The organism is Clostridioides sp. LIBA-7602 (assembly GCF_056688945.1).
This window is the reverse complement of sequence record NZ_CP196991.1, coordinates 1,521,274-1,535,460: the sequence shown is the minus strand read 5'-3', so window position 1 is coordinate 1,535,460 and position 14,187 is coordinate 1,521,274. Positions and strand designations below refer to the sequence as shown.

General features: G+C 25.4%; 15 protein-coding genes. 6 read left to right on the top strand and 9 right to left on the bottom strand.

Going from position 1 to position 14,187, the window contains the following annotated elements; all coding sequences use genetic code 11:
• Window positions 1-123 precede the first annotated feature (123 nt).
• On the bottom strand, window positions 124-315 hold the full coding sequence (locus ACTG45_RS07380) for a hypothetical protein (protein ID WP_479920083.1): 192 nt from the start codon (window positions 313-315) through the stop codon (window positions 124-126).
• A 45-nt stretch (window positions 316-360) separates the two neighbouring features.
• Window positions 361-1,002, bottom strand: coding sequence for a hypothetical protein (locus ACTG45_RS07375; RefSeq protein ID WP_479920082.1), 642 nt, complete (start codon window positions 1,000-1,002; stop codon window positions 361-363).
• Between the two features lie 286 nt (window positions 1,003-1,288).
• Here ACTG45_RS07375 and ACTG45_RS07370 point away from each other — a divergent pair, with 286 nt between their 5' ends.
• The 3 genes from ACTG45_RS07370 to ACTG45_RS07360 all read left to right on the top strand — a co-directional run bounded on the left by ACTG45_RS07370 (window position 1,289) and on the right by ACTG45_RS07360 (window position 2,502).
• Window positions 1,289-1,753, top strand: a complete 465-nt coding sequence (locus tag ACTG45_RS07370; RefSeq protein WP_479920081.1) for an N-terminal phage integrase SAM-like domain-containing protein — start codon at window positions 1,289-1,291, stop codon at window positions 1,751-1,753.
• A 2-nt stretch (window positions 1,754-1,755) separates the two neighbouring features.
• The gene (locus ACTG45_RS07365; protein ID WP_479920080.1) at window positions 1,756-2,187 is read left to right on the top strand and encodes a site-specific integrase; all 432 of its coding nucleotides are present in this window, start codon (window positions 1,756-1,758) and stop codon (window positions 2,185-2,187) included.
• A gap of 93 nt (window positions 2,188-2,280) precedes the next feature.
• Window positions 2,281-2,502, top strand: coding sequence for a tyrosine-type recombinase/integrase (locus ACTG45_RS07360; RefSeq protein ID WP_479920079.1), 222 nt, complete (start codon window positions 2,281-2,283; stop codon window positions 2,500-2,502).
• A gap of 58 nt (window positions 2,503-2,560) precedes the next feature.
• Here ACTG45_RS07360 and ACTG45_RS07355 read toward each other — a convergent pair whose 3' ends face one another.
• Window positions 2,561-3,400: a MerR family transcriptional regulator gene (locus tag ACTG45_RS07355; RefSeq protein WP_479918481.1), complete on the bottom strand. Its 840-nt coding sequence runs from the start codon at window positions 3,398-3,400 to the stop codon at window positions 2,561-2,563.
• Window positions 3,401-4,166: 766 nt separating this feature from the next.
• On the opposite strand from ACTG45_RS07355, the gene ACTG45_RS07350 reads away from it, so the two are divergent.
• Together ACTG45_RS07350 and ACTG45_RS07345 are read left to right on the top strand one after the other, a co-directional pair.
• The gene (locus ACTG45_RS07350; RefSeq protein WP_021384166.1) at window positions 4,167-6,401 is read left to right on the top strand and encodes an EAL domain-containing protein; all 2,235 of its coding nucleotides are present in this window, start codon (window positions 4,167-4,169) and stop codon (window positions 6,399-6,401) included.
• 350 nt (window positions 6,402-6,751) lie between these two features.
• The gene (locus tag ACTG45_RS07345) at window positions 6,752-8,485 is read left to right on the top strand and encodes a sensor domain-containing diguanylate cyclase (protein ID WP_479920078.1); all 1,734 of its coding nucleotides are present in this window, start codon (window positions 6,752-6,754) and stop codon (window positions 8,483-8,485) included.
• A gap of 446 nt (window positions 8,486-8,931) precedes the next feature.
• Here the strand turns inward: ACTG45_RS07345 and ACTG45_RS07340 are convergent, their stop codons facing one another.
• The 5 genes from ACTG45_RS07340 to ACTG45_RS07320 all read right to left on the bottom strand — a co-directional run bounded on the left by ACTG45_RS07340 (window position 8,932) and on the right by ACTG45_RS07320 (window position 11,575).
• Window positions 8,932-9,369, bottom strand: a complete 438-nt coding sequence (locus tag ACTG45_RS07340; protein ID WP_479920077.1) for an HTH domain-containing protein — start codon at window positions 9,367-9,369, stop codon at window positions 8,932-8,934.
• Window positions 9,370-9,465: 96 nt separating this feature from the next.
• Window positions 9,466-10,038: a DUF4145 domain-containing protein gene (locus ACTG45_RS07335; RefSeq protein WP_479920076.1), complete on the bottom strand. Its 573-nt coding sequence runs from the start codon at window positions 10,036-10,038 to the stop codon at window positions 9,466-9,468.
• A 19-nt stretch (window positions 10,039-10,057) separates the two neighbouring features.
• Window positions 10,058-10,813, bottom strand: a complete 756-nt coding sequence (locus ACTG45_RS07330; RefSeq protein WP_479920075.1) for a DUF1835 domain-containing protein — start codon at window positions 10,811-10,813, stop codon at window positions 10,058-10,060.
• A 113-nt stretch (window positions 10,814-10,926) separates the two neighbouring features.
• Window positions 10,927-11,358, bottom strand: coding sequence for a hypothetical protein (locus ACTG45_RS07325; protein ID WP_479920074.1), 432 nt, complete (start codon window positions 11,356-11,358; stop codon window positions 10,927-10,929).
• Window positions 11,345-11,575, bottom strand: coding sequence for a helix-turn-helix transcriptional regulator (locus ACTG45_RS07320; protein WP_479920073.1), 231 nt, complete (start codon window positions 11,573-11,575; stop codon window positions 11,345-11,347). Before ACTG45_RS07320 ends, ACTG45_RS07325 begins: the two co-directional genes overlap by 14 nt.
• Window positions 11,576-11,996: 421 nt before the next feature.
• Here ACTG45_RS07320 and ACTG45_RS07315 point away from each other — a divergent pair, with 421 nt between their 5' ends.
• The gene (locus tag ACTG45_RS07315; protein ID WP_021384141.1) at window positions 11,997-13,352 is read left to right on the top strand and encodes an MATE family efflux transporter; all 1,356 of its coding nucleotides are present in this window, start codon (window positions 11,997-11,999) and stop codon (window positions 13,350-13,352) included.
• A gap of 108 nt (window positions 13,353-13,460) precedes the next feature.
• On the opposite strand, the gene ACTG45_RS07310 is transcribed toward ACTG45_RS07315, so the two are convergent.
• Entirely contained in the window at window positions 13,461-14,120 is a 660-nt protein-coding gene (locus ACTG45_RS07310) for a Dph6-related ATP pyrophosphatase (protein WP_479920072.1), read from the bottom strand.
• Window positions 14,121-14,187 lie beyond the last annotated feature (67 nt).

Below are 14,187 nucleotides of genomic sequence, written 5' to 3'. Positions count from 1 at the left end.
TTTAAGCCTATTTGTAATAGAAAAAGTGTAATTGCACTCTAAACAATTTTTCATAATAACCACCTTCTTATTCATAATTATAGTTTGCAAATCGTTCCTTAACTATTGTAAATACACTTTATACTAAATTAATCCATCTAATAAAACTTTCTTGTCCGTTTCATCAATAGTATTTAATAGCTTATTTATTCTAGCTTCAACTAAATGCTCTAAACTTAAATCACTATCCATTAATCCTAATTCTTTTTTGATTTCCTCTATATCTATATGTTTCTTAATAATATAAATAGTTAATTGCTTTTTGTGTTTACACACTACATAGTCATTATAAAACTATGTATAGTTAATCTAATCCTAGAACTAGCTTCTAGCTTCAAATTCTATACTATCAATTAAATTTACATCATTTTTTATATTGTTCCAATCTTCTAACCATACTACATAAGTAAGAGTACCATCATCAACAAAGTTTATTCTTACTGAATAGATATCATTCATATCTTTTATGTTGTTGACTAATTCTTTAGTAAAGTTTCTGCATTCACTTTCATTATTAAATTTAGAATCTTCTATTTGAATGCTAACTATATACCCATCTCCTTTAGTTGGAGTAAGCATATCAACATAATAACTTGTATTATTTTTAAAATTATCAGGTATAATAGATTCTACTTTTTCTTTTACTTCTTCCTTAGATAAACTTTTTTCTACTTCATTTTTCTGTTCTTCTTCTTGTGCTTTTTTATCTGCTTCTTGTTTTTTCTTTTCTTCTAACTCTTTTTTCTTTTGTGCTTCTAATTTATCTTTTAATTCTTTTTCTTGTTTTTCTTTAGCTTCCTTAACTTTTATCTCTTGTTCTTCTTTTTCTTTTCTTTCAATTTCTTGCTGATTCTTTAAATTATGCTCTGTTGTTACTTTGAATGTAGCACTCCACCATGCCCAATTAAACATCAAAAGTATAAATATTAAAAACAAACTTATAACAACTCTTAATATTTTCACCAACTTATTACCCTTTTGCATTATACTTTTTACTAAAAATAGAATAGAAAAAAATAGCAACGTTAATGGTAATAATAAAATTCCTATTATAACAATTAATACCTTTTGCCAACTTTTTAATGCCTTAAATTTTTCAAACATAATATGATTTTGTAACATAATTATACTATATAAATAAAATTTTTACATTATCATCACATCCTTTCAATAAAAAAAACACCTACCTGAGTAAGTGTTTTTAGTATTTTTAATTTTAAGTCCACATAGTTAATATAAAAACCAATACGTGTTTATATTACAATCAATTGCATTTGCATTTACATACCACATAGTTAATATAAAACATGTTAGAAAAAGAGGTAAAAAATGGTATTACTATTTTGATGCAGGTATAGTAGATGGTAAGAGAAAAAAAGTAGAAAAAGTTGGTGGAGAAACTAAAAAAGAAGCTGAAAAAGCTTTAAGAGATGCAATAGATGAATTTGAAAACTCTGGCACTGTATTTGATGAAACCAGTATTAGTTTATCTGATTATTTAAACTTCTGGTACAAGGAATACGTACTTCTAAATTGCAAGTTTTACACCCAAGGTAATTATAAAAGGTCTATAGAAAATCATATTAAACCAAGTCTTGGGAAATATAAATTGAAATCTATAAATCCTACTGTTATTCAAGAATTTTTAAATATAAAACCAAAAGAAAAATATACAGAAGATGGCAAAGAAAAAATTACTCAAAAGGAACTTTAAAATTGATTTATGGTGTTTTAAACACTTCTTTAAAATTAGCTGTATACCCATATAAACTTATTAGAGAGAACCCTGTTCAATATGTTAGTATTCCTAAAAACTTAGTAAAAACTAATACTAGTAATAAAGTTAAAACTATTACCTTAAATGATTTTGATACAATATTACATAAGTTTCCAGTTGGGACAAATGCCTATATTCCTTTGATGATTGGGTTTTATACAGGTATGAGAAAAGGTGAAGTATTAGGCTTATTTTGGGAAGATATAGATTTAGAAAATAATATAATTAAACTTAGAAGAAACTTAGTAAGGAAAAAAGATTCCAATTTTGAATTAGCTCCCCCTAAAACAAATTCTTCAATAAGAGATATTAAAATTGGTGATACTCTATCTAAAATATTAAAAGATGAAAAACTAAATCAAAAAAAGTAGAAAGTTAAAATAGGAAAATGGTATAAAAAAACAGAATATAATTTGGTATGCAGAAAAAAAGATAGTTCATTTGTAACTCATGGTGGTATTGACATGGCAATAGCAATAATAAATAAAAATTTAAATATTGATTTCAATTTTCATTGTTTAAGACATACACATGCTACTTTACTTTTAGAAAATGGTGCTAATATTAAAGATATACAAAAGCGTCTAGGTCACAGTAAAATAACTACAACAATGGATACTTACTCTCATGTCACACATAAAATGGAAAGTGAAACAGTAAATATTTTAGAAGGTCTCAGAATATAATTTGCCACCGATTTTATAATACGGTGGCAAATCGGTGGCAAATTAGCATTTTTTCACTCTATTTATCATCTAATTCGTTGAAATCTAGCGATTTAGTTACAAGTACTTGAATTTCGGTTACAAACTCATCTACAATTCCAGTCTCATGTATATCTATCTTGTATATTTCTATAGGTTCAGCAATTATTTTATAATTATTTTCTTTTATAAATTTAAATACCTTTTCCATATATATTTTATTATTAGAATTACTTCCAGTGTAGTTTAAAGTTACATAATATCCCTCATCAAAAACTATATTGTATATTTCCTCGCTATTCTCTAAAAAACAGAATACAGATTTAAACTCATTGAATATACCTTTGTTGATTGCTTCAGTAGAAAAAGCAGAACCAATATTATTATTTCCAAGTATATTAAATCTATTTTCATACTCTTTTTGAAGTTTTTGAATTAAAAAATCAAAATCCTCATCTCTTCTTATATCAGCATTTAATTCTAAAGCTTTTCTCTTTTCTATATATACAACCTCTATCTCATCTATTTTTGTATTTTGAATTACACTTTCAATTGAACTTAATCTTTTTATAATATTTTCCTTATGACTTATAAATTCAAATATTTTTTTATCAATTAATTCAAGCTCTTCATTTAAAATATTTTTTGTAGACTCTATACTTCTATCATCTAAGTACTCTTTTATTTTTTTCATTGGAAAATTCAAACTTCTAAATTCTTTTATTAAATTGAGTTTCCATATATCTGATATGTTGTACATTCTATATCCATTTATGTCTCTAACTGGCTTTAGAATACCTATTTCTTCATAATACATTAATGAGTCTCTTCCTATTCCATATATTTTAGATATCTCTCCTATTTTATAGTAATCTTTCATTTATATGACAAAATCCTTCCTAATCCTATTTTTATTTTATAATCAAAATTATTTCTCTCTATAATCATATTTTTAGAATATACTAAAAACACCTCTAAAACAAGGACATGAAAATAAAGCTTCTACAATCAGTTATTAAAATCTAGTTGTTTTTCTATTATAATATTTCTAATTTTAACTTTTTTAAGTAATATCTTAGATTTCTATCCTTCATGTTTATAACTATTATATACATATTTATATAATATCTTTTTGAAATAGATTTCTATGAATTATCCTTTAATACATTTAGTAAATTAACATTTATTCTAGTATATATCAGAAAATATAAAATTAAACTTAATTCAAATAACTGAAATTAAGTATATAAAATTATTAATGTAATATTAAATTATAAGTAAAAATTAATTATAAATAAATTAATTATTTATTTATAAAAACATTAAATTTGAAATTACTTATAATGTATTCTATCTTACTAACTACATGGCTTACAGTCTATCTATTTATAAAGAAATATGATATAATTGCATTCAAAAAAGAAATATTTCAATACACTCAAACTTAGACATTAACTAATTTTATATAAGATTATTACTAATTTAAAAATTTTTATTTTTAATCTTATAATAAGTAAGTTAATGAATATAAAGTTGAAATACTTATTTAAAATTAATTGTTCAAATTATTTATAAATTAACATTTAAATATTTTAAGCATAAATACAGTTGTCATCAAAATTTAAAGTATCTTATGGAGGAATACCATGCAAAATTATGATTATATAAAAATGTTAAATAAAAAGATAGAGCTATTAGCTAATGAATTAGACAATAGAAAATATAAATTTAAAATTTCAAATGAAATAGACTTTTTTTCTAAAATACCAAACAGAGAGTTTGTATACCAATATATTAATGACTGTATTTTGAAAGACATACATATCGGAATAATGTTATTAAATATTGATAACTTTAAATTATTTAATGATATCTATGGATACTTAGTTGGAGAAAATCTATTAATCAATATCACTCAAAAACTACTGTCCTTTGTTCCAGAATCTAATGGAATAGTTGCTTATTTAAAAGGAGAAGGATTTTTAATTGTAATTCCAAATGTATCAAATGATGAACTAAACAATATAGGTACAGCTATTATAAAGAGTGCTAGAGAATTAAAAATACAACTTCCTAACGAAAAAGAAATATACTCCAATGTTACATTTAGTATTGGTAGTACTATTTGGAATGGCGAGCCAAATAGTACTACTTTAGTGCTTTTCAATCAAGTGTATAGTGCTTTAAAAAAGGCTAAAGTAGAAGGTAAAAATAGATACATTTCATTTGACTTTAAGGATAATAATTTTTATAATCAATTGGAAAATGATAAGGAATTTTTATATGAAATATCACAGGCCTTACAAACTAAACAAATTGAAGCATTTTATCAACCACTCTATAATATAAAAAACAATACTATAGTTGGATGTGAGGCTCTTGCAAGATGGAGACATCCTCTTAAAGGAATTCTTACTCCAGATAAATTTATACCTTTATTCGAACAGTTTGGTTTGATAACCGAGCTAGATTTATACTTATTTGAAGAGAACTGCAAAAACATAAGAAGATGGATTGATAACAATGATGTTTTTGTTCCAATTTGTTGTAACTTTTCTCGTCTTCATTTTTTTAATTCTAATTTTCCAAGTATGCTAAAAAGTATTACTGAAAAGTACAGTGTTTCTACATCAAATTTCAGTATTGAAATCACAGAAAATATATTATTAGAAAATACAAATAATATTATTCAACAATTAACTGAACTTCGTTCTTATGGTTTTTCTGTATCAATGGACGATTTTGGTTCTGGATATTCATCTTTTGGTATGTTACAAAATCTGCCTTTTGATATAATCAAAATTGATAGAATATTTTTGTCTCATAATTTAAATGATTTTAAAAATACAACAATTTTATATTCTATAGTAAATATTGCAAGAGCTCTTGGAATGCTTACAGTATGTGAAGGTGTTGAAACAGAACAACATGTAGAATTTATTAAAAGTATAAATTGCGATATTGCTCAAGGTTATTATTATGCAAAACCTATGGAGTGCACACAATTTGAAAAATTACTATCTGAAAAAAATAACCCAGGAGAAATGTTTATAAAATATTCTGATATAGGGAAATCTTTGGTAGAAAAGATATTTGACGAATTTTTTATTATGCAAGACATGCAAAAACTAAAATCAAATGTCACTGAAGACATTCAATGGTTTGATTTTTACAGTAAAACAGAAATTACATCTTTTTCTAAAATAATAGAACATTTTGAAAAACATATTAAAGGTAAAAAATTTTCTATTCTTTATAAAAGTATAACTCCACATAATACTGACTCAGATTTATTATTAATTAGTGGAGAAGCTGTTTTATCAGATGAATCTGCTGAATGTCAAAAATATAGTAATTTCTATTTTAGTGCAAATTGTATAATTTCAGAAAACAGATTACTTTTAGCAAAACTACATATAGATTTAATAAAAACTGCTGGTTATATAAATGAATTTGAATCGTATTCCATACCTAAAATGACAAATACTCATCTTGATGAAAGTAATGTTTTATCACAATTTTATTCAATGTTACCTGTTGGTATAATTCGCTATGATTTATTTGGTGATATGATTATTACTTATATGAATGAAGAAATGTTTGATATTATAGGTTATACAAGAGAACAATTTTTTGGTGAGATGGGTGGTAACTTAAGAGCAATTGTTCATCCAGATGATTTAGACTTTATTTATAAAAAGAGTTTAGAGATGATTGATACAAATAAAATTGAGCCTTTTTTATATAGACTTATAAAGCGTGATGGTCAAATCGTTACAGTTATGTATACACAATGTAATCTATCTGCAATTGATGGTAGGTCTATTGCACAAGGCATGTATATAGATATAAATAAAATAGAAAATTTAATAAAAATCTAGTCTATAATACATTAGCTTGAAGAAATTAAGATGTTTAAAGAAATTTTTTAAATATAAATATAATTCATTCAACTATGATATTGATACAGTAAAATAAACTTTAAATCTATAACGATAGAATTAGATAAAAAATATGTAATTATTTTTCTTTTTCTGAACTTATATTTTATATTATTATGTATTTATATAGTACGTTAGTCCTAAGCGCTGAAACAGATTTTGTTGCAGTGCTTTTTAACTAAAATCAACTTATTTAATAAAAATATCACAGTTTAACAACATTTTTAATTTAAGTATATTAATGTATAATATAATTAGGATATATAATAACAAAGGAGAGGGGGAATATCATGAGCATACTCCTAAAAAAATCACCTAAATTTGCAAAACATATTATAACAAACTTTTATGTAAATCGAGATATTGATGAAATATTAAAACACCTTTCTAAAGATGTCACATGGATTGGACCAGGAGAACAGGAATTTCTCACTTCTTTTAATGAAATAAAAGATTATTTTTATGCAGGTCAAAACGAAGTGCCTTCTTGTGACATAAGTAATGACACATTTGAAATTGTAAGTGAAGATAAAAATAGCTGTATGGTATTAGGAAAATATACTGTCAGTACTAAAGAGAATGCACAAATGGTATTAGAAGTAAATCAGCGTTGTACATTTGAGATAATTGAAGATAGAGAGAAATTATTAGTAAAACATATGCATATATCAAATCCTTATGGTGAAATGCAGATTGATGAATACTTCCCTACCAAAATTGGAACACAAAGTTATGATTATTTACAAAGAATGCTAAAAGAAAAAACAGAAGTTATTGAGATGATTACAAATAACATTAATGGTGGATTAAAAGGTAGCAATGATGATGATACATACTCTTTTTTCTATGTTAACGAAGGATTGCCTAAGATATTAGGATATACATATGATGAGTTTATTGAAATGAGTGGTGGTTCAGCAGTAGGAGCTGTATATCCGCCAGATTTACCTAAAGCACTAGAAGATTGCAAACGATGTTTTGCAAAGGGAGCTACATATTCATCTGAATATAGAATACGCAAAAAAAATGGAACACTAATGTGGGTATTAGATACTGGAATGAAATCATTAAATAGTGATGGTGTAGTAAAAATTAATAGCATTATTACTGACATTACTCCATTAAAAAATATAGAATCTGAATTAAAATTAGAAAGAGAGCGATATCGCATCGCTTTGCAAAATATTACAGACATTATGTTTGAATATGACATTGGAAATGATAATTTTATAAAATATCAACGTGTAGAAATAGATAAAAAAATTGAATTAGAAAACTTTGAAACAAAAAATTATTCTAAGTTGTTAGAGTCTGGAGCAATTGTTCATCTTGATGATATTGGCAAATTACTAGAAGTTCTTCGTGGAAATCTTAGAGAAATAATTGAAATAAGACAATTAAACTCATTGACTAAAGATGAATGGAGATGGATTCGTGTCCAATGTTCAGTTATCTATGATAGTGACCATAAACCTATCAAGACAATTGGTGTTTTAAAAGACATAACTGAGGATAAATCTAAATTAGAAATTTTAATTAATCAAGCTCAACGTGACCCATTAACACAACTATACAATCAAAGGGTATCAGAAGACTTTATTCAAGATTACTTTTGTAATTCTGAGACAAAACCTAGTGATGCTTTATTAGTTATTGATATTGATGATTTTAAAACTGTAAATGATACTTTTGGACATTTAGAGGGAAATGAAGTTTTAGTTGCTGTATCAAAAATATTACTACAAAACACATGTAATAAAAATATAGTTGCTCGAATCGGTGGAGATGAATTTATGATATTTATGAAATCATTAACAAAGGATTTAGTAATAGAAAGTACTAGTAATATTTTAAATGATACAAGTAAAATAAAGGTGAAAAATAATCATAAAATAACATTAAGCATTGGAATTGCTTTTGTTGATGATTCAATTAAATCCTATAAAGATTTATTTTCCAAAGCTGATAAAGCTCTGTATATATCAAAAGCAGATGGAAAAAATCGTTATAGTATATGCGAATAATAAAATTGTCATATTATACCTTTGCCTAAAAATAAATTATAATTCAGCTATTGTTATTTATAATGATATTAATCATAAAGTATATTATTATTTAAAGACAATCATATACTTTATGATTATTATATAAATATTTAATATTTTTTAGTAAGCTTCTCCTCTAATTTTCATAATTTGTTCTTAAACCCCTCTACTACTTCTATATAAATTCTTAAAATAAATTTAGATAAAATACTTCTTAATATTGGTTACTTTACTAAAGAACAAATTTATGGAAAAATTAAACTTTAAATATCTAGAAATATAAGATTATAAATATTTTATTACAAATACCTAATATTAATATAGTCTATCTTAAAATAACAATTTATTCGTATAAAAAAGTGAACGCTTAAAAGAGTTCACTTTTTATTTTAAATACAAAGTTATCTATAAGCACAAATTCTTTCTTATAAACTTTGACATTCATAATTTTTAAATATTAAACTCAAATTCATAGCTGCTGCACATATACTATACTTCATTTCTACTGGTATACAATCTACTCCATTTATAAAATCTATTATGTATTTTTCCTCAACATTTGAAGCCTTAGCTATAAATTCAGTATTAAGATTATACATATTAGTCAAAAGACTTAAAATACCTCTAAGCCTAGAATCTAAGTCAACATCCATGATATATTCAAGTTGTAAAATTACATTTATCCTTTTTGACCATACATCTAAATCTTCTATAAATTCATTTTCATATTTCTTATACTCTCTTATTTTTTCTATGTCTACTCCAAACAAATTTGATAAGATATTTTCACCTATATGGTATTCATCAATCAATTTATTAAGCAAATGCTCTATGCAATCATTATCAATTTTTTTTACTTCCATTCAAATTAATCCTCTCTAAACTTAAATAAGGCTTTTTATACTGTACACATTTATAACAAAATAATTCATTTTTCCTTAAAATACATCTAGTCCCTATTATTCTGCCATAGCTGGAAATTCATAAACTATCTTCAACAACATTTCAGTGAAAATTAATGTCTTCTTAGCATCTTCCTCACTTACAATACAAATTTCATGAGTAGCTTCATTCCCTATTTTTCTTATTTGATTTACCCATTTTTTAGAATTAGGCAATATATAATTCTTTTTATCAAGCCATTCAACATAAAATATAAATGTCTTATTCTCTTCAGCACCTAAATGTACTGCTACATTCATTAGTAACTTTCTGCAACATAAAGCTACTGATGTAAATGCATTTACACTAAATGAATTTCGAGCTTCTTCATATAAATTTTCAACATCTTTATTATTAATATGTAATACATCATTCCCAGCTTTAGACATTGGATACTGCCTATTGTCCTCATCAAAATACGTTGGATTCCCACAACTAGGACATAAATATATGCTTATTTCAACCTCTTTTTCTGGACTAGTACGACAAATACCTTCATAACCTTTTTCGCTTCCTACGTAGCAACCACAATATCCACAAGTGTAGTTTTTACCTGACAACTCATTGTCTATTCCTTCCCAAAAATTCACTGTCTTTACCCCCAAAACCTTAAATTTTTCTTATCTCAGTGTCAGAATACATATCACCTTCACTGCCTTTAATTTCTACTATTTTTAAATTTGACATCTCCATTATCCTCCAAAGTATAAACCAATCTTTTGCATGCATTTCATCTTCAAACATAGAATCTGCAACAGCTTCAATTAAAGGTCTCCATTTATCACTAATATTTCTTAATATATATTTATCAAAATAAGTTTCTTCAACACTTTTAATTTCTTCCTCTACCAATGCTCTAAAAATAGCATTTTCTTTAACTAATACATTCCATTTATTTTTAATTTCTAGCTTTTCATTAAAGCCAATTTCTGATGCTTTATTTAAAAAGAAATGAGAATCTTCTGGAGCCATTTCACTGGTAAACGAATATTTAATTAGACAATCTTCTTCCTTTTTTTCATCTATTAATACAATTTTTATATTTTTATCTTGAAACTTACTAACTACATAGTATACACCACATAAATCTTTTTGGTTATTTGCACACCATATTATTATATCTCTATGTTTTACTAATTTTCTATCTTCTAGTAAATTTGGCTTGAATAGTAACTTAGGATTATTTTCAAGGTCAGTTCTAATTCTAAAAATATTTTCTCTTAATTCATAATTATTTACATCTGAAATATCACCTATTGATAAATCATCTTCAAATACTACGATTTTATTATGTGGTATTAACTTTAACTTCATTGCTTCTTTCAATATGTAACAACAAACATCATCAAAACATATGTGTGCCATATAATTCACCTATTTGTAAAACTAATAATTTATTTTATTATAATATATAAACTGCACTTGTTAAACAATTCTAAAGTATTATAGTATTGTTTTTAGAGTTAATTTACATATTTCTATTCATGTTTTTCATAATATAGGTACAAAATAAACTCTATAATAATATATATCATGCTTAGAATTGCTGTTGTAATAAAAATAAATATATACACTATATTTTCTGTTAAATAATAAGATAAAAAGCCACATATGCTAATAATTGTTGTAATCCAAAATATAATATTTCCACACTTAGCTTCACTTTTTAACTTTATAAGACGATTTCTTTCATCCATAGATTCAATCCTATCTTCTTGTGTAGCTTTTTTAGAAAATGCACGAATAAGAGCTATAATCCCAAACAATAAAATTATTATAGAAAATACAACATGCTTAATTTGCAGTGTTAGCCAATCCTCAGGATATATAATATCTTTTGTCAAACTACATATTCCTAATATTGTAGCCAAAACACCAAAAGTAAAACCTTTTTTATTATAAATTTTCATATTGTTTATCCTCCAGCACCTTATTTTCTTTCAGATAGCATAAATCTTCTACTGTTGTATCAAATATCTCTGAAATACGATAAGCAAGCATGAGCGAAGGAGTATACAGTTCTTTTTCTATAGAAATGATTGTCCTCTCAGTTACATAAACTAAATCAGCAAGTTGTTGCTGTGTCATTCCAATGGAAGTTCTTAATATTTTAATTTTAGTCTTCATTGAATACTCCTTTTTATACAATATAAAATTTATTTTATTTAAACAGATACTAGCATAAAAGCTATTTCAGAAAGATTGGGCTATTAAGATATAAAAATAACTATGAATAGATATTCTCACTTATTAGATAAAATGGACAAAGAAGTATCTGAAAATATAAGCAAAATACTATTCAAATAATGGTCAGTTTTATGTCAGTTAAAGTACTTTTTTCCCTATTTGTCAGTTTTATGTCAGTAATATATATAATAGGATATACTTATAAAACGCTTAAAATCACTATGATTTAATAAAATCTATAATTATTTACTATTTGCTGTTGACATTGGTACTATACCATAGTTTATCATTTATACTAGAAATAAAATTATTAATTAATAGTTTAATATTTTTATAATAGATTTACAAGGAGTGGTAATAAATGGATACTAAAATATCTATAAACGAAAACATGAGTCTAGGTAAGAGGTTTTTTAAATACCTAGCACCATCTGTAGTTGCAATGTGGGTTTTCTCATTATATACAATGGTTGATGGAATATTTGTAAGTAAAGGAGTTGGTGAATTAGCTTTAGCTGCTGTTAATATATCAATGCCTTTTATTAATTTTATATTTGCAGTTTCTCTGTTATTTTCAACTGGTGCATCTACTATAATTGCAATTTATCTTGGCAAGAAAGATATTAAATCTGCAAATGAAGTCTTTTCATTCAACTTAGTATCAATAATTATATTATCTATAATTATTTTAGCTATAACTTTTTTTAACTTAGACAGACTAGCATTATTTTTAGGAGCTACAGAGTCCACAATTGGTATGGTTAAAGATTATCTAGGAATAATAATATTTTTTAATGGCTTCTTTATAGTATCTTACTCTCTAGAAGTTATAATAAAAACTGATGGATTCCCAATATTAGCTACTGTTGGCGTAATAATATCTGCTCTTACAAACATCGTACTTGATTACTTATTTGTCATTGAATTTGGATGGGGTGTAAAAGGTGCTGGTATCGCCACAGGTTTATCTCAAGTCTTTTCTACTATTTTTTTCTTGATACATTTTTTAAGAAAAAACTCAACCTTGAATTTTTCAAAATTTAAAGTTGATTTCAAAACACTTAGAAAAATTGTATTTATAGGCTTCCCAGATTCGACTACTGAATTAAGTTGTGGTATAGTTGTCTTACTTTTTAACTTGAGTCTTACTAAATATATTGGTGAAAGTGCTCTTATCTATTACAGTGTTATAAATTATATAAATACATTGGTACTTATGACTATGATGGGTATAACTCAAGGTATGCAACCACTTACTAGTTTTTATTATGGTGCAGGGAATATGGATAATGTAAAAAAATTATTAAAGATGGGAATAAAAGCCACAATAATAGCATCAATTTCTGTATTTGCAATTTGTATGGCTTTTTCAGGACCAATAGTTTCTTTATTTATACACCCAGAAGAAACAATACTATTCAATGAAGGAATTCGTGTATTTAAAATATTCTCTATATCTTTCCTACTTGTAGGAATTAATGTAATAATTTCTGGATTCTTTGTTTCAGTAGAAAAACCATCAATTTCTACTGTTATATCTCTTGGTAGAGGACTTGTAGTAGTTGTTCTAAGCCTAATTTCAATGATACTAATATTTGGCGGTCAAGGAATATGGATGACTACTATTGTTTCAGAATTTATATGCCTTATTTTATCAATAGTTTTCCTAAAAAAGAATTATTCTACATTAGACTCTAATCTAAATAAGGTTGCTTAAAGAATATTATGTAAAATATATAAAATAAAAAATACCTATTATACAATCTTGCAAATATTAGACCTTTGCAAAAACTAGGATTATATAATAGGTATTTTATTTATGTAATTATTTTATTTCTAAATATCCATAACCATCTTTTGTTGAAGTTCCTTTTACTTCATATGCTACAGGTTTTTCAAATATTGGACCATCTACTACAAAAGTATGATATTCTCCATGTTCTCCACATGGGTCAGCACCTGCATCTTTTATCTTTTTAACAAGTTCTCTAGTCAATTTTTCTCCTAAGAATTCCTCTCCTAGATACTTTAAATTTACTTTTGTTACAATACTACAAAACCCACTGTCTATAAATTCATATACTAAATTTTCTCGACTCTCTTGCCACAATGGTAAACTTACTTTCATACCAACTGCATCACATCTATCAGAATCCCATTTTCTATGACTTTCTATGTCTATATCTCCATATGCACATATTGTTGCTCCCATATTTTTAGCTTTTATTAAAGCTCTCTTAAAACTCTCTTCGTATCCTTCTACGCCACACTCAGCAACTAATAAAGGTAATCCTATATTGCTACTTACTTGTTTAAGCATATTATATTCTAAATTATGCGTCCATGATTTTCCATGTTCCTCACTTATAGTTGTCAAGAGTGCCACAGGCTTATATCCTTTTTTCAACATTCGATTTAATGCTAATATACTATCCTTACCACCACTAAATGACATTACAAATTTTTCATCAGCCAATTCTAACACCTCTTTCATCTAACTTTGTTTTGTTACCATAATTATACCAAATATCTAAGTTGTATAGCAAATTATA

Bases quoted from the DNA above. Each gene is read 5' to 3' on its own strand.
- ACTG45_RS07315 (WP_021384141.1), top strand. From the start codon at position 11,997: ATGGATACTAAAATATCTATAAACGAAAACATGAGTCTAGGTAAGAGG.
- ACTG45_RS07360 (WP_479920079.1), top strand. From the start codon at position 2,281: ATGGCAATAGCAATAATAAATAAAAATTTAAATATTGATTTCAATTTT.
- ACTG45_RS07325 (WP_479920074.1), bottom strand. From the start codon at position 11,358: ATGAAAATTTATAATAAAAAAGGTTTTACTTTTGGTGTTTTGGCTACA.
- ACTG45_RS07350 (WP_021384166.1), top strand. From the start codon at position 4,167: ATGCAAAATTATGATTATATAAAAATGTTAAATAAAAAGATAGAGCTA.
- ACTG45_RS07330 (WP_479920075.1), bottom strand. From the start codon at position 10,813: ATGGCACACATATGTTTTGATGATGTTTGTTGTTACATATTGAAAGAA.
- ACTG45_RS07340 (WP_479920077.1), bottom strand. From the start codon at position 9,369: ATGGAAGTAAAAAAAATTGATAATGATTGCATAGAGCATTTGCTTAAT.
- ACTG45_RS07320 (WP_479920073.1), bottom strand. From the start codon at position 11,575: ATGAAGACTAAAATTAAAATATTAAGAACTTCCATTGGAATGACACAG.
- ACTG45_RS07355 (WP_479918481.1), bottom strand. From the start codon at position 3,400: ATGAAAGATTACTATAAAATAGGAGAGATATCTAAAATATATGGAATA.
- ACTG45_RS07345 (WP_479920078.1), top strand. From the start codon at position 6,752: ATGAGCATACTCCTAAAAAAATCACCTAAATTTGCAAAACATATTATA.